14 protein-coding genes are annotated in these 15,902 nt (G+C 66.6%); 7 read left to right on the top strand and 7 right to left on the bottom strand.

Annotated features, from left to right (window positions below):
- Window positions 1–423: 423 nt before the first annotated feature.
- Genes ACJJVR_RS15940 through ACJJVR_RS15920 form a run of 5 tightly spaced genes read right to left on the bottom strand, consistent with a single transcriptional unit; the run spans window position 424 to window position 5,233 of the window.
- Complete coding sequence (locus ACJJVR_RS15940) at window positions 424–837, bottom strand: VOC family protein (RefSeq protein ID WP_405406028.1); 414 nt, start codon at window positions 835–837, stop codon at window positions 424–426.
- 58 nt (window positions 838–895) lie between these two features.
- A complete protein-coding gene (locus ACJJVR_RS15935) occupies window positions 896–1,942 on the bottom strand; it encodes a glycosyltransferase family 4 protein (RefSeq protein ID WP_405406026.1) in 1,047 nt (348 codons plus the stop codon).
- A complete protein-coding gene (locus ACJJVR_RS15930; RefSeq protein ID WP_405406024.1) occupies window positions 1,939–2,883 on the bottom strand; it encodes a YbhN family protein in 945 nt (314 codons plus the stop codon). Before ACJJVR_RS15930 ends, ACJJVR_RS15935 begins: the two co-directional genes overlap by 4 nt.
- Window positions 2,880–4,469 carry a sulfatase-like hydrolase/transferase gene (locus ACJJVR_RS15925; protein WP_405406023.1) on the bottom strand — a complete coding sequence of 530 codons (1,590 nt, stop codon included), beginning with the start codon at window positions 4,467–4,469 and terminating at the stop codon, window positions 2,880–2,882. Before ACJJVR_RS15925 ends, ACJJVR_RS15930 begins: the two co-directional genes overlap by 4 nt.
- A complete protein-coding gene (locus ACJJVR_RS15920; RefSeq protein ID WP_405406022.1) occupies window positions 4,466–5,233 on the bottom strand; it encodes a CDP-alcohol phosphatidyltransferase family protein in 768 nt (255 codons plus the stop codon). Before ACJJVR_RS15920 ends, ACJJVR_RS15925 begins: the two co-directional genes overlap by 4 nt.
- Before the next feature lie 78 nt (window positions 5,234–5,311).
- On the opposite strand from ACJJVR_RS15920, the gene ACJJVR_RS15915 reads away from it, so the two are divergent.
- The 7 genes from ACJJVR_RS15915 to ACJJVR_RS15885 all read left to right on the top strand — a co-directional run bounded on the left by ACJJVR_RS15915 (window position 5,312) and on the right by ACJJVR_RS15885 (window position 14,484).
- A complete protein-coding gene (locus ACJJVR_RS15915) occupies window positions 5,312–5,860 on the top strand; it encodes a cytochrome b (protein ID WP_405406021.1) in 549 nt (182 codons plus the stop codon).
- A 164-nt stretch (window positions 5,861–6,024) separates the two neighbouring features.
- The gene (locus tag ACJJVR_RS15910) at window positions 6,025–9,090 is read left to right on the top strand and encodes a response regulator (RefSeq protein ID WP_405406020.1); all 3,066 of its coding nucleotides are present in this window, start codon (window positions 6,025–6,027) and stop codon (window positions 9,088–9,090) included.
- Entirely contained in the window at window positions 9,087–9,950 is an 864-nt protein-coding gene (locus ACJJVR_RS15905) for a CheR family methyltransferase (RefSeq protein ID WP_405406018.1), read from the top strand. Before ACJJVR_RS15910 ends, ACJJVR_RS15905 begins: the two co-directional genes overlap by 4 nt.
- Window positions 9,940–11,769 carry a response regulator gene (locus tag ACJJVR_RS15900; protein ID WP_405406016.1) on the top strand — a complete coding sequence of 610 codons (1,830 nt, stop codon included), beginning with the start codon at window positions 9,940–9,942 and terminating at the stop codon, window positions 11,767–11,769. The genes ACJJVR_RS15905 and ACJJVR_RS15900 overlap by 11 nt, the downstream gene beginning before the upstream one ends.
- 203 nt (window positions 11,770–11,972) lie before the next feature.
- The gene (locus ACJJVR_RS15895) at window positions 11,973–13,007 is read left to right on the top strand and encodes a methionine ABC transporter ATP-binding protein (RefSeq protein ID WP_405406014.1); all 1,035 of its coding nucleotides are present in this window, start codon (window positions 11,973–11,975) and stop codon (window positions 13,005–13,007) included.
- Window positions 12,997–13,671 (top strand): methionine ABC transporter permease, encoded by a 675-nt coding sequence (locus ACJJVR_RS15890; RefSeq protein ID WP_405406011.1) that lies wholly within the window; start codon window positions 12,997–12,999, stop codon window positions 13,669–13,671. The genes ACJJVR_RS15895 and ACJJVR_RS15890 overlap by 11 nt, the downstream gene beginning before the upstream one ends.
- A gap of 39 nt (window positions 13,672–13,710) precedes the next feature.
- On the top strand, window positions 13,711–14,484 hold the full coding sequence (locus tag ACJJVR_RS15885; RefSeq protein WP_405406009.1) for a MetQ/NlpA family ABC transporter substrate-binding protein: 774 nt from the start codon (window positions 13,711–13,713) through the stop codon (window positions 14,482–14,484).
- Here the strand turns inward: ACJJVR_RS15885 and ACJJVR_RS15880 are convergent.
- Complete coding sequence (locus ACJJVR_RS15880; RefSeq protein WP_405406008.1) at window positions 14,471–15,226, bottom strand: ABC transporter permease; 756 nt, start codon at window positions 15,224–15,226, stop codon at window positions 14,471–14,473. The genes ACJJVR_RS15885 and ACJJVR_RS15880 overlap by 14 nt on opposite strands.
- Entirely contained in the window at window positions 15,214–15,897 is a 684-nt protein-coding gene (locus ACJJVR_RS15875) for an ABC transporter ATP-binding protein (RefSeq protein ID WP_405406007.1), read from the bottom strand. Before ACJJVR_RS15875 ends, ACJJVR_RS15880 begins: the two co-directional genes overlap by 13 nt.
- Between the last annotated feature and the right edge of the window lie 5 nt (window positions 15,898–15,902).

The following is a 15,902-nucleotide window of genomic DNA, read 5'->3' as shown; positions in this document are numbered from 1 at the left end:
CGCTGTACAAACCGCATCGACAACACTCGGTGTATCGCTGCTTGGGAGGGGCTGACACGATCCGGCGCCATGCTGAGGCTATCAAGCGTCTGAAACACTGCGCGTCGTCTTCTGCAAGCGGGTAGCTTGGTTGTTGCGAAAATTGCGTCAGGCCTTTGAGGATCAGTTTTATGTTCCAAGCCGGTTCACCCGACGACCAGAGGCGCGATATACGGACACTGAAATTACCGCGGTCTGCTGTCTCCGGGTGGTGCATGGCATGCGCCGATCTGCGGCCACATCAAACAAGCCCCACGCCAGCGCGGCTGTCCAGACTGTGTCGGTCACGATGCGGCTTTGTGGACGGGGGGGGCGAACCGACAGCCGGGACAACGCCAGACGGCCTATCGCGACAAGGTGCACGTCTGCAACGCCACCCGAGGCTCAGGCCGCAAAAAGCCCGTCGAAATCGGCAAAGCCCTTTATTTCTATGGGGTTTCCGGAAGGGTCGAAGAAGAACATCGTCCGCTGCTCTCCGGGCTGCCCCTCAAAGCGGATCTGGGGTGGGATATCAAAGGGAATGCCCGCGCTGACCATCCGGTCGGACAATGCCAGCCAATCGGCCAGACGCAGCACAACCCCCAGATGGGGCATCATGACCATGTGGTCGCCCACCTTGCCGGTGCGCGTGGTCGGGAACGGCGTGCCCAGATAAAGCGACAACTGATGGCCGAAAAAGTCGAAGTCGACCCATGTATCAGTGGACCGCCCCTCGGCACAGCCCATGATCCCGCCGTAAAAATGGCGTGCCGCGTCCAGATCGGTGACATGTATGGCAAGGTGAAAAAGGGATTTCATGGCGGCCTCCGTGTTTGATGACCATAGATGCACGCGCATTGGGCACTGTGCAAGGTCGCTAAACCGCGTCCAGCACCTCGCCCGCCAACCTTGCGGTGTCCGCCCATCCGGGTAGTGCCGCACCCGCGCGCGCGGCGGCGGCGGCACGCGCCGAACGATCCACCCGGTCAGTCAACATGTGACGCAACGCCTGTGCCAGCGCTGGCGCATCGTCGGGCGCGACCAGCAGACCGGCATCGGCCGGAACCGTATCGGGAACCGCGCCGGCGTGTGTGCTGACGATGGGCAGCCCGTGCGACAGCGCCTCGTCAAAGACGATGCCGTACCCCTCGTATCGGGTGGCCAGCGCAAAGATCGACGCTTGGGTATACAGTTCGGCCAGACGATCTGCGTCGACCCGGCCTGCCAGCGTCAGCCGTGTATAGAGGCCGCTGGCTGCGACCATCGCCTCCAATGCGGCGACATGGGTGGCGTCCCACGGATTGCCGACGATCACCGCCCGCCAGTCCAGATCGGTCAACGTCGCCAGCGCCGCGATCAGGACGTCATGGCCCTTGCGCGGGTGCAGGATGCCCACCGAAAGAATAAGCGGCGGGTCCAGTGGCGCCGCGCCGTTTCTGGGTCGGTCGGTTCCGGGTCGGGCAACGGTGATCCGGTCGGCGGGCACGTCATAGCGTTTAATAAGCATGTCGCGCGTATGTGGGCTGGGAACCAGCACATGGCGCGCATGGGCCAGGTTTGCGCGTTCCGTCCGCCACAGGTGATCGGCCAGATCGGCGGGCAGGGCACTCTCCTGTGCCAGCGGGTGGTGGATCATCGCCACGATGGGTGCACGGATTGCCGCCACGCCCTGCGGATCGAGCGCGCCAAAGGCAAGACCGTCGATGATCACAGCCTGATCCGGCGGCAGCGCCTGCAGGGTATCCAGTGCCTGCCGCATGTCCGCGGCGGACGGTGTCGGAAAGCTGTCCGGCAGTGCGACGACGTTGACGGTTCGGCCCTGCTCACGCAGTCCCTCGACCATGCGGCGATCATAGATATAGCCGCCGGTCAGCGTGTTGATGTCGCCCGGCAGGGAAAATGAAAGGGTCTTGGCGTCGGTCACGGATCTGCCTGTATTGCTGCGGGAATGGGACGAATATCGCGGCGCTGTGCGAGCAGGACCAGCAGTCCCGGCAGGCTGCTGGCCAGAAACACCAGCCCGAACGCCAGACTGGCCGCCAGGCCTGCCTGGGCGCTGGCACCGATCAGGGGAAACAGACCGGCGGCTGCCCCCTCGCGCAGGCCCCAACCGCTGACGGTCAGCGGCAGGATCATGGTCAGCAGGATCAGGGGCACCAGCACGGCGGTTTCGACAGGGGTCATCATCGTGCCGGTGGCGGCTGCGCAAAAGGCAAAGGCCGACAGGTTCGCCCCGGTGATGGACAGGTTCAGTGCCGCCTGACGCGGCAGAGCCCCCGGCGCCAGTAGCGTGACGCGCAGCGCGTTACGCAGATCGCGCGCGACCGCGCCCGCACGGCCGGGCAACTGTCCTGCGCCGCCGACCGCCAGCACCACGATGACGGCCACGCTCAGCAATGCGCCGATCAGTCCCATGACCCAAGACGGCAGCGTCAGCCCCCCCGGCATCAGCGTCACGACCAGCGCGCCCGCTGCCAGCACCAGAAACAGCGCGACCTGACCTGCCAGACGTTCGATCGCGACGGCGGCGCCGGCTCGGCGCAGGCCCGCCTGATGTCGCGCACGGACCGCGCGGCCCGCATCGCCCAGCACGCCGCCGGGCAGCGACTGGTTCACGACCTGCGCAAGGTAATATTCGCCAACGGCGCGCGTCAGGGGAATGGCCTGGCCCAGCTGCTGTGCCGTCAGCCGCCAACGCATCGCGGACAGAACCGTCTGCACAGTCAGTGCCACGGCAGCGGCGGTCAGCCATATCGGGTCGGCGCGCATCAACAGGCGCAGCGCATGGCGCCCGTCCAGGCCGACCCACAAAAGCGCCATCACCGCCAAGGCGATCAGAATTTGAATACTGCGTGTCACGTTCATGCAGGAGGCACGTTTCCGGATCCGGAAAAGTTGCGCATGAATGTATCGCGCAATTCTTCCATCGGCATGGCCGGACTGTCCGGTGCCGGAATCAGCCCGCGTGTCAGGCCCCATGCATCGGTCCGGGCGATCAGGTCGGGCGGACCGATGACATGGATCGGAACCTCGCGGCGATTGTCCAGGCCGATGGGGGTGGCGGCCTGATGGTCGCCGACCAGAACCATCAGCGGCGCGTTGTCCCCCTGCCGCGCGGCATAGTCCAGCACCGCCTGCAGCGTATAATCGATCGTGTCACGATACTGTGCCCGCACGCGGTCGCGGTCGCGCCAGACCACGTTCGGCGGATCGCCCGCCTGGGCCATGGCATTGAATTCCGTGCCGTCGCCCAGATCCTCCCACGGCAACATCTGCGGGACCGGCGTCCATGGCGCGTGAGACGAGATCAGGGCAATCTGTGCGAACAAACGGCGCGAATCGCTGCCGTCGCGCAGCAGGCGGTCAGTGGCGGCCAGCGTGAACTGGTCGGGCATCGTGACCCAGTTGAACGGTTCGCCGCGATAGCCCAGGTCCGGCGCCGTCAGGATGCGCTGAAATCCCATTGTTGATGCCTCGGGCCAGGGGCGCACGATGGCGGGCATGACGGCGGCGGTGCGGAACCCGGCATCCGCGGCGTGATGGAACAGCGTGCGGCGTCCGCTGGCGATGGCGGCCTGATAGCGGGTCTGGTCGTTGACCCACAGCCCATTGGCCAGCGTCGCATGCGCCAGCCAGCTTTGCCCGCCATGCGTCGGTGACGTCAGGAACCCCGATGCCATGGCCAATCCGCGATCCTGCAGGGCCTGCTGTGCCTGCCTCAGCCGGGGCAGATGTGTGTCGGCAAAAAAAGGCGTGTCAAAGCTGGTGCGGCCATAGCTTTCCAGAAAGATCACCAGCACATCGCGATCGATCAGCGCCAGCGGGTCGCGCAGCCCGGCCAGCGCGTCCTCCAGCGCCTGTTCGCGGAACTGGCGCAATTCGGTCACCGTGCGTGCCGACAGCTGCGCGCGGTCGGCGGCAAAGGCGGCGGTGGCAAAAGTCGCGGTGGGCGCCATCGCGGACACCACGGCGATTGCGACGGCAGAGGCGGCCATGCTGGCGCTCCGTGCCCACCCCGCACGCGGCGCCCGACGTATCAGCACACCGACCGCCCACCATGTCCCGACCGCAATCAGCATCGCGGCCAGCAGTGCGGCCACGACCGCGCCTGCGGCCTGCAGGGGGCCCACGCTGCCCGCAATCAGCCGGACGGACGCATCGATCAGCGGCAGGTCAGCGACGGGGTTGAACCGACGCCCCAGACTTTCCAACATCGCAAGGTCCGCGACCTTCAGCACGGTGACAAGGGTCAGGATCAGCGTGACTGTCACGCGGAGCAGCCGCCCCGCGATCGCCCGGCCCGCCGCCAGTGCCAGAAGGACCAGAACCGCCAGTTCGGGGGCAGGGCGGACCAATGTGGTCCAGGCCAGCTGATCGGGATGGGTGGGCAGGGCCAGCAGGCCGTGCAGCAACAGGATGGCGGCAAGGACCGTCAGAACCCGGGGCGTCACCGATTGCCCCGCAGCCACAGCACGTCGCGGCCAAACGACCAGATCAGCGCCGCCGCCGCGATCCGGGCCAGCGTAATGGCCAGATCGTCCGACAGCACCGGCACCTGAAGGGCGATCAGCGTGGCCAGTTGCAGCACGCAAACCCCCTTGCGGGCATAGCTGACCTCCAGTGGAGCCGTGATCCACGGCCATATCAACCCCGCCCCGATGAACAGATAGCGCATGACGCCCAACGCCAGGATTTCCGGCCCCACAGGGCTGCCGACCAGCGCGTGCAGGCACAGGATCAGGGCCAGCGCCGCGTCGACCTCCATGTCGAAGCGGGCGCCGAAACCGGAACACAACCCGCTGCGCCGCGCCAGCCACCCATCCACCCCGTCCAGAGACAACGATATCGTCGCGACCGCCGCCACCGCCCAGCCCGCCGCCACTCCGCCAACCAGAGGTGCGATCAGCGCCGCGGTCAGTGCCATTCGCATCAGCGTCACGGCATTGCACGATCCCAGCCGGGCATGCGGATAATGCCTGCGCATGGCGACGCAGACCAGCGCCGCCCCCGCCAGATAGACGACGCCCGCCATCAGCGCGCCGGTGCCTTGTCCCAGAACCAGCACGCCGACACCCAGGTTCAGGGCCAAGCCCGTCGGAATGGCCAGAACCAAACCGCCGGGCAGGCGACGGCCTGCGGCTTTGGCCTGCCTGATGGGTGGAGCGGAAAGGTCGTCGCGCGAAATTTGCATCGGCTGAACATATGACAGGCGCATGACGCGTCAAGCGGACTTGTTGGCATGCTTGCCTTGGCCGGATCGTACGCTATCGTGTTGCGACAGGGGGGATGCGACATGGAACATGGACCCGCGGGCTATGGAACGATCGCGCGAATGCTGCACTGGCTGGTCGCGGCGCTGATCCTGGCGATGATCCCGGTGGGGCTGCTGATGGTGCAAAAGGGTCTGGATCGCGACCTGGGCGATGCGCTTTATCTGTTTCACAAGAACGTGGGCAGCCTGCTGATCGTCGTTATCGCACTGCGGCTGGTCTGGCGGCTGACGCATCGACCCCCATCGCTGCCGGCGACTGTTCCGGACTGGCAGCGGCGTTTGGCGGGTCTGTCGCATCTGGCGCTGTACGTGCTGATGGTGGTGATGCCGCTGTCAGGCTATGTGCGTGTCCGCGCCGGCGGCTTTCCAATAGAGGGGTTGGATGCGCTTGGCATGCCGACGTTCATCCCACGGTCCAAATCCCTGGCGGATGCGGCAAGCACCCTGCACGAAATGGCCGCGTGGGCATTGATCGCGGTCATCGCCCTGCATATCGGTGCGGCCGTGCACCACGCCGTTGTCAGGCGCGATGAAATCTGGTCACGGATGTGGCCACCGCGCGTGCGCTGACCACTCGACAGGGCCATCCCGGATGGATATTGCCACACGGCGCGGATGGTGGTGACCCAAAGCGGGTGGCCATTTATCAAATATTGATTGCAGGCGGTTGAACGAAAGGCCCTGTCAGGGCGTTCGACGGTGCCGTCGAAAATGACCGCCCTTCAGGAGACGCCGTGACCAAGACCCTAGACCTGACGATAATGGTCGTCATCGCGGCCGCCCTTGCCGGCGTGTTCACCCTGGATCTGATCGTGCCCCTGGGGACAGCGGTCTGGCTGATCTATATCCTGCCGCTCAGTTTGGCGGTATTCGCCCGCTGGCCTGCGCTGCCGGTGGCGACGGCCGTAATGGTCTGTGTGGCAATGGTACTGGCGTTCCAGAAGGATAACACCGGCATTGATCCGACCGTGGCGGCCATCAACCGCGGGTTGGCGGGGGTCGTCTATCTGTGCCTTGGCTTTCTGGGCCGCAAGCTGATCGTGACGCGTGCCAGGCTGCTGGACACCGACTGGATCACCGGAACTCAGGTCGCGGTGTCCCGCGCGGTTCAGGGCGATCTGTCCGCGCAGAAACTGGCCGGTCAGATCCTTCAGGTGCTGGCCGAGGGCATCGGCGCGCGTGCCGCGGTCGCCTATGCCCGCAACGGTCACGGCCACCTACGCCTGGCGCATTGGGGCACCGACGCGACGGCATTGGCCGACCGCGTTGCCGAAAACGAGGGTCATCTGGGCCGTGCCATCACCGAAGGTCGCATCCTGCAGATGTCGCTGGCGCCCGAACAGGCGCTTGGCTGGGGATCGGGGTTGGCGCGCGGCCGCGCGGCGCATGCGCTGATCGTGCCGATGCGGGACGGCCAGCTGATCAACGGCGTGCTGGAATTCGGGCTGGACGCCACCCCCAGCCCCCGCGTGATCGATCTGTTCGAACGCATCGGCGACAATCTGGGCATTGCGCTGCGGTCTGCCCAGTACCGCCAACAGCTGCAGGAACTGCTGGAGGAGACCCGCCGTCAGGCCGGGGAATTGCGCGAACACACCGAGGAGCTGGCCGCCTCGAACGAGGAGCTGGAAGAGCAGACCCGCGCCCTGCAGGACAGTCAGCGCCAGCTAGAGGCCCAGCAGTCCGAGCTGGAACAGCAGAACGCCCAGCTGGAGACCCAGACACAGGAGCTGGAGGAACAGCGTGATGCGCTGGCCCGCTCGCGCCGTATGCTGGAGGATCAGGCGCAGGAGCTGACGCAAGAGAGCCGCTACAAGTCCGAATTCGTCGCCAACATGTCGCACGAATTGCGCACGCCGCTGAACGCGCTGCTGATCATGTCGCGCCTGTTGTCGGACAATCGCGGCCGCAACCTGTCCGAGGAACAGGTCCGCTGGGCCGAGACGATCGAGGCATCGGGCAAGGATCTGCTGGCGCTGATCAACGACATCCTGGACCTGTCCAAGATCGAATCCGGCAAGATGGAGGTGTCGCGCGATACCGTCGATCCGCAGGTGCTGGCCGACAAGCTGGTGCGCGCCTTTGACGCGCAGGCCCGCGACAAGGGGCTGACCCTGTCCGCGCAAGTCGATCCGGGCGTTACGGCCTTTCACACCGACCGACAGCGTCTGGAACAGGTTCTGCGGAACTTTATCTCGAACGCGCTGAAATTCACCGAACGGGGGCAGGTCGTGCTGCACGTGTCGCCCGTGCCGCAGGGGATCGCCCTGTCGGTGCGCGACAGCGGCATCGGCATCGAAACCAGCCAGCAGGAGACCGTGTTCGAGGCGTTCCGCCAGGCGGACGGCACCATCTCTCGGCGCTTTGGCGGCACGGGGCTGGGCCTGTCGATCTGTCGCGAACTGGCCGACCTGCTGGGCGGCCGCATCACCCTGACCAGCACGCCGGGCAAGGGCAGCACCTTTACGCTGATCCTGCCGGCCGCGCCGGCGCTGCAATCGCCAGCCCCCGCGCGCCGTTCCGCGCCCGCGCCGACGATGCCGGAACCCGCGCCGATGATGCTGGACGCCCTGTCGGGCATCGACGACGATCGCGCCGACATTGCGGCGGGGGACCGGGTCATGCTGGTGGTCGAGGACGATCCGGCCTTTGCCCAGATTCTGTACGGTCTGGCGCAGGAGCTGGGTTTCCGCTGTGTCTGCGTGGGCCGGGCCGACGACGCGGTCCGTGCCGCGCGCCATTTCCTGCCGCAGGCGATCGTGATGGACGTGGGCCTGCCCGATCATTCGGGCCTGTCCGCGCTTGACCGATTGAAACGCGACACCACCACGCGCCACATCCCGGTGCACATGGTATCGGCCGACGATTACACCAAGGAAGCGTTGGCCCAGGGTGCTATCAGCTACATGATGAAGCCGGTGCGTCGAGACGATCTGGCGACCGCCATCCGCAATCTGGAAAGCCGCCTGGAACAGCGTCTGCGGCGGGTGCTGATCGTCGAGGACGATCCGGCACAGATGTTGGGCCTCAAGGCACTGCTGACCAGCGACGGGGTCGAGACTGTCGGTGCCGGAACGGCCGCCGAGGCGTTGCAGGTCTGTCGCAGCCAGACGGTCGATTGCATCGTGCTGGACATGACCCTGCCCGATGCATCGGGGTTCGAGGTGCTGGAACAGCTGGACGGGGACGGTACCGCGTCGTTCCCGCCTGTGATCGTCTATACCGCCCGCGCCCTGTCCGAAGCCGAGGAACAGCGCCTGCGCCGTTATTCGAAATCGATCATCATCAAGGGTGCGAAATCGCCCGAACGCCTGATCAACGAGGTCACGCTGTTCCTGCATCAGGTCGTGTCGGACCTGCCGCAGGAACAGCGCGACATGCTGGCGGCATCGCTGAACCGCGACGCGCAGCTGGAAGGGCGCCGCATCCTGGTGGTCGAGGACGACATCCGCAATGTCTATGCCCTGACCGGCGTGTTCGAACCGCACGGTGCGACCGTCCAGATCGCGCGGAACGGCCGCGAGGCGTTGGAGGCATTGGGCCGCATCAACGACGGCGCGGCCCCCAAGGTCGATCTGGTGCTGATGGACGTGATGATGCCGGAAATGGACGGGCTGACCGCCACGCGCGAGATCCGCAAGATCGACCGCTGGAAGACCCTGCCCATCATCATGCTGACCGCCAAGGCCATGGCCGAGGATCAGAACCAGTGCCTGGCAGCGGGGGCCAACGACTATCTGCCCAAGCCGCTGGACGTCGACAAGCTGTTGTCGCTGACCCGGGTCTGGATGCCGCGATGAGCGTCGAACCCGTCCCCCTGCGCGCGCCCGACGCGATCGAGCTGGACCTGTTTCTGGAGGCGCTGAACCGTCGCCACCATTATGATTTCCGGTCCTATTCGCGCGGGTCGCTGATGCGCCGTGCGGAACTGGCGCGTGAACGTCTTGGATGCGCGACCCTGTCGGAGGTTCAGGGCCGGTTGCTGCACGATCCCGCGGTGCTGCCCGACATCATCGACGCGATGACCGTGCAGGTCAGCGAGATGTTCCGCGACCCGGCCTATTTCCTGGCGCTGCGCCGCGAGGTGATCCCGCATCTGCGGACGTTCCCCTCGCTCAAGGTCTGGGTGGCGGGCTGTGCTGACGGAGAAGAGCTGTATTCCCTGGCCATCATGTTCCAGGAAGAGGGCCTGTTCGACCGCACGATGTTCTATGCCACCGAGATCAACCGCCGTGCCCTGGCACGGGCCGAGGCCGGCATCTATGATATCGACCGCCTGCCGGTCTTTTCCCAGAACTATCAGCGGGCAGGGGGGCGGGGGTCGCTGTCGAACTATTATAACGCCGCCTATGGGCGCGCCGCCTTTGATCGCCACCTGCGGTCGCGCACGGTGTTCACGGAACACAACCTGGCCACGGATCAGGTGTTTTCCGAGGTCCAGCTGGTATCGTGTCGGAATGTGCTGATCTATTTCGATACGGCGCTGCAGGACCGCGCCGTCGGTCTGTTTGCCGAGGCGCTGGCGCGCGACGGTTTTCTTGGCCTCGGCTCTCACGAGACGTTGCGTTTTTCCACCCATGCCGCGGCTTTCGCGGCGTTTGCCGAACCGGACCGGATCTGGCGCCGGACTGCCGACCAGGAGACTGTTCATGCCCGATAGACCCATCCGTTTCCTGATTGTCGACGACATCGCCGAAAACATCATGGCGCTGGAGGCGCTGTTGCGCCGCGACGGGCTGGTGGTCGATGCCGCCCGCTCTGCCAGCGAGGCGCTGGAACTGATGCTGCAGCACGACTATGCGCTGGCTTTCCTGGACGTGCAGATGCCCGGCACCGACGGTTATGAGCTGGCCGAACTGATGCGTTCCACGGAACGCACGCGCGGTGTTCCGATCATCTTTGTCACCGCCGCCGAGATGGACGAAGCCCGCCGCTTTCGCGGCTATGAGGCGGGGGCCGTCGACTATATTTTTAAACCCATCGACCCGGTGGTGCTGAAATCCAAGGCCGAGGTGTTCTTTCGCATCGGGCGCCAGGCCAAGGAACTGCAGCGTCAGCGCGATGAGATGCAGGATATCGCACGCCACCGCGACCGTGCCATGGCGCAGCTCAAGGCGCATACGGATAATTCGCCGCTGGCCTTTGTGACGCTGGATCGGGCCCTGTGCGTGCGCACCTGGTCCAAGGGGGCAGAGCGCATGTTCGGGCGACCCGCGGGCGACATGCTGGGCATGACCGCGACCGCCGCGGGCTGGCTGGACGAACAGGGCGCCACATTGCTGACCGGTTGGCTGGACAGCCAGCAGGACGGCGTGCCGCGTTTCTCGGCCGAGATCAGCCTGGATCACGCCGATATCGGTCCGATCTGCTGCGAGGTTTATGGCTCGGTCCTGTCCGAGGGAAAGGACCGCCAGTCGCTGTCGCTGCAGGTGCAGGACATCACCGAACGCAAGCAATCCGAGGAGGTCCGTGCCCTGTTGATCGGAGAATTGAACCATCGCATCAAGAACACGCTGGCCAACGTCCAGGCCATCGCCCGCCAAAGCCTGCGCCAGTCCGACAGCCTGCCGGAATTCGAGACCAGCTTTGGGGGCCGCCTGCAGGCGCTGGCGCGCGCGCATTCGATCCTGTCGGATGCGACATGGGCCAGCGCGCCGCTGGACCAGTTGATCGACGACCAGATCAGTTCCGGTACGCTGGACGGCGACCGTCTGCGCCGCGATGGCCCGCCGATCGAACTGGCCCCCGACACCATGCTGCGTCTGGCGCTGACGCTGCACGAACTGGGCACGAATGCCGCAAAATACGGGGCGCTGTCGGTTCCTAGCGGCATCGTGCACATCGCCTGGCGCCTTGAGGGGCAGCGGCTGGTTCTGACATGGCGCGAGACAGGCGGCCCGCCCGTGGCCGCGCCGTCCCGCATGGGATTCGGCATGACCCTGATCGGGGCGGCGGGGGGCGGCGACGCGGCGGCGGTCAGTGCCGACTGGCAGCCCGACGGTGTCGTCTGGACCATCAACCTGACCGAAGGCGTCACACGGCTGGCACGTCCGACCGCCCCCGCCGACGCCGTGGCAGGACAGCCCGTTGCGCGCGTGTCGACCCTGCAGGGAGCACGCGTCCTGTTGGTCGAGGACGAACCGCTGGTCGCGCTGGACCTGCGATACGAGTTGGAGGATGCCGGTGCGACCGTCACCGCCGTCGCCCGCAGCGTCCCTGAGGCGATTGCGGCGGCGCGGGACGCACAGATCGACCTGGCGCTGCTGGACGGCAACCTCAAGGGAGAGCCGGTGGACGAGGTCGCGGCCCTGTTGGACAGCATGTCCGTGCCGTTCTGTTTTGTATCCGGCTATGGCCGCGAAAACCTGCCGCAGGGGTTCGACCACGCGCCGCTGATCGAAAAGCCGTTCCGACCTGACACGCTGCGCGCCATCCTGACCGCGTTGTTGGCGCGGAGCCTGACCGACGCGGCGCAATAAGGACAGCCGTTCCGTCCCGCATCGATCTGCCTTTCCGCGCGTCCGGCCGCGCGGGCCGGGATGCGACATCCGTTCCGGCACGCGCGGCCTGCGACGAACGGTCGTTCCCGGCGTGACCATTGCCGCGACGTGGCGCGGCTTGCGCCCGGCAGCCGTTTCGGGCAGGACCGCGCCCTGACTTTTGGCAAGCATGCAGGATACGGATGACCGGCGCGGCGATAACCTTTGAGGGGCTGGGCAAGTCCTTTCCCAAGGCGGGCGGGCAAGTGATGGCGCTGGCCGACATCACCCTGTCGGTGCCGCAAGGCAGCATCACCGGCATCATCGGCCGGTCCGGCGCGGGCAAGTCCACGCTGCTGCGCATGGTGAACGGGCTGGAACGCCCGACGACGGGCCGGGTGTCCGTCGCGGGCCGCGATGTCGGTACCGCGACGGGGTCCGCCCTGCGCACGATCCGGCGCGACGTGGGCATGATCTTTCAGCACTTCAATCTGCTGGCCTCGCGCAGCGTGCGGGGCAACATCGCCCTGCCGTTGGAGGTCGCGGGCACCCCGCGCGGCCAGATCCGCACCCGCGTCGACCAGTTGATCGACCAAGTGGGTCTGGGCGCGCTGGCCGACCGCTATCCCGCGGAACTGTCGGGCGGCCAAAAACAGCGCGTGGGCATCGCCCGCGCCCTTGCCACCGGCCCCAAGGTCCTGCTGTCGGACGAGGCGACCAGCGCACTGGACCCGGAAACGACCCAAACCGTTCTGGACCTGCTGGCGCAAATCAACCGCGACCTGGGGCTGACCGTCCTGCTGATCACGCACGAAATGGCGGTCCTGCGCGATATCGCCAGCCACATGGCGGTGATCGAGGCCGGGCGCATCGTCGAATCCGGTCCGACCTATGACGTCTTTGCCCGTCCGGAGCACGCGACCACCCGCAGCTTTCTGTCGGGGGTGACGGGGGCCACGCTGCCCGCGTTCGTCGCGGCGCGGCTGCAGGCCGATCCGCCGGGCGACCAGGTGATCCGCGTGACCTTTGCCGGAAACTATGCGACCGACCCGATGCTGGCCCGTCTGGCCACCGATCTGGGCATCAGCGCCAACATCCTGGGCGGCACGATCGAGGAAATCGGCACGCGGCCGTTCGGCAACCTGCTGATTTCCGTTCCCCACGACCGGGGCGATCAGGCCCGTGCGTTCCTGCAGGAACACGGTCTGACAACGGAGGTGCTGGGCCATGTCCGCTAACCTGATCCCGATCCTGTGGGACGCGACGCTGCAGACGCTGTACATGGTCGCCATATCCGCGCTGCTGGGGACGTTGGGCGGGCTGCCGTTGGGCGTGTTCCTGGCCATGTCGCAGCGGGGAGAGCTGTTGTCGGCGCCGTGGGTGAACAAGGTGCTGGGGCTGGTCGTGAACGCCACCCGGTCGGTGCCGTTCATCATTCTGGTGGTGGCGATCATCCCGTTCACGCGGGCCGTGGTCGGCACGTCCATCGGCACCGACGCGGCCATCGTGCCGCTGACGCTGGCCGCGATCCCCTTTATCGCGCGGCTGGTGGAAAACGCCATCCGTGAGGTCGATCAGGGCCTGATCGAGGCTGCCCGCGCGATGGGCGCCACGCCGCTGCAGATCATCCGCAAGGTGCTGATCCCCGAGGCGCTGCCCGGCATCGCACTGGGGCTGACGCTGGCCGTGGTCAGCCTGATCGGCTACTCCGCGATGGTGGGGGCCGTGGGCGGGCAGGGTCTGGGCGATCTGGGCATCCGCTATGGATACCAGCGTTTCATGCCCGAGGTCATGGCCGCCGTCGTCGTCATCCTGATCGTGCTGGTGCAGCTGGTCCAATCGCTTGGCGAATGGATCGCGGCCCGCGTCGATCGTCGCGCGCCCCGCAACCGTGGCGCCTGACCCCACAGTTTTTTCCGCAGACAAGAAAGGACCAATCCCATGCTGCGTCTGACAACCTTTGTTTCCGCCCTTGCCCTGTCCACCGCCGCCATGGCCGAGGACATCAAGGTCGGCGTGTCCCCCGGCGAACATGGCGAGATCATGGAAAAGGTGGCCGAGGTCGCCGAACCCCTGGGCCTGACCATCGAGGTCATCGAGTTTTCAGATTATGTCGTGCCGAACCAGGCGCTGGCGGACGGCGATTTGGATGCCAACAGCTTTCAGCACCGCCCCTATCTGGAAAACCAGATGAAGGATCGCGGGTTCGAACTGGTCGAGGTGGGCACCACCATCACCACGCCGATGGGCATCTATTCCGACAAGATCGAGGACATGGCCGATCTGCGTGATGGCGCACAGGTCGCGATTCCGAATGATCCGACCAATGGCGGCCGCGCGCTGCTGATCCTGCAGGATCTGGGCATCATCACCCTGGCCGAGGGCACCGGCCTGGTGCCCAGCCCGCTGGACATCAGCGAGAACCCCAAGGGTCTGCAGTTTCTGGAACTGGACGCGGCGCAGCTGCCCCGCACGCTGGCCGATGCCGACATCGCGGTGATCAACACCAACTATGCGCTGGCATCCGGCCTGTCGCCCAAGGGCGATTCCATCGCGATGGAACAGGCCGACAGCCCCTATGTGAACATCCTGGTGGTTCAGCAGGGCCGCGAGGCCGAGCCTTGGGTCAAGACCCTTGTCGAGGCGTACCAGTCGCCCGAGGTCAAGGCGTTCATCGACGAGAAATATGACGGGGCCGTCATCACCTCGTGGTGACCGCCTGGGGCCGCCCTTCGGGGCGGTCCCGTTCCGTCAGGCGCTGGACCGCACCTGCGGCAGCAAACAGCGCCAGCCCCATCGCGGTCAGCACCGCAAGGGCCGCGAACATCAGGTCGGTCTGACCGCGCCCGTTCGCCATCAGCATCACGTGCCCCAGCCCCCGGCTGGACCCAACCCATTCGCCGATGATCACCGCCAGCGGTGCCTGCACCGCCGCCAGCCGCAGCCCCGACCCAAGCGCGGGCAGGGCATGGGGCAGCTGGATCAGCATCAGCCGCCGCATCGGCCGCGCACCCATCGACAGGGCCAGATCGTCCAGCGCCGCGGGCGGTCGCATCAGCGCGTCGAACAGCACCGATGCCACCGGGAAATACACCACCAGCGCGACCATCACGACCTTGCTGGGCGCGCCGTATCCCAGCCACAGCGTCAGGATCGGCGCTAGCGCAAAGACCGGCACCGCCTGCGCCGCGATCAGCATCGGCCGCATCAGCCACCGCGCCGCGGGCGACAGCGCCAGATTGATCGCCGTGCCAACCCCAAGCGCAACCCCCAAGGCCAGCCCCGCCGCCAGATTGGCCAGCGTGAACCGCGCGTTCACCGCCAGCATCGCGCCATGATCGATCAGCGCAATGACCACCCGCCCCGGTCCGGGCAGGATGAAGGGCGGCACGCCGCTGGCCCAGACCACGCCCTGCCAGACCGACAGCGCGACCAGAACTGCGATCAGGCCGCGCATGGCATCAGGCTGCGGAACAGCGCGCCTTGGGTGGCCAGCACCTGCGGGTCGTCCAGCGCGCGCGGTATGGGTGTCGCGGGCAATGTCAGCGCGCGGGTTCCCCGCGTGTCCAGCAGCCAGGCGGCATGGCACAGGCGCGCGGCCTCCAGCGGGTCGTGGGTGATCAGGATCACCGTGCGCCCGGCCAGGTGCCGCGCGGCCAGATCCTGCATCTGCGCCCGCGTGCCGGCGTCCAGTGCCGAAAACGGCTCGTCCAGGACCACCACCGGGCGATCCTCGATCAGGGTGCGGGCCAGGGCCACGCGCTGACGCTGGCCGCCGGACAGATGCGCGGGGCGGCGCGCCTCCAGCCCCGACAGGCCCAGATCGGCCAGCAGGGCGCGGGCACGATCCCGGTCGGGCGGCTGACCGCGCAGCCGCGCGCCGATGGTGACGTTGGCCAGCGCATCGGCCCAGGGCAACAGCTGATCCTGTTGCCCCATCAGCGTGACCGCGCCCGTGCCATCGACGCGCCCCCGCAGTTGCGCGGCCACGGGCAGGCCCGCGGAGATACGGCCAAGGGTCGATTTGCCCACCCCGGACGGCCCCATCAGCGCGGTCCACCGCCCTTGCGGACAGTCAAGCGCCAGACCGCGCAGCAGCGGCCGCCCGTTCAGGATCAGGTCGCCCATGATGC

It is taken from the genome of Paracoccus sp. Ld10 (assembly GCF_045064235.1).
Lineage (GTDB): Bacteria > Pseudomonadota > Alphaproteobacteria > Rhodobacterales > Rhodobacteraceae > Paracoccus.
The sequence above is the reverse complement of the archived record's forward strand: the minus strand, read 5'-3'. Positions and strand labels throughout refer to the sequence as shown.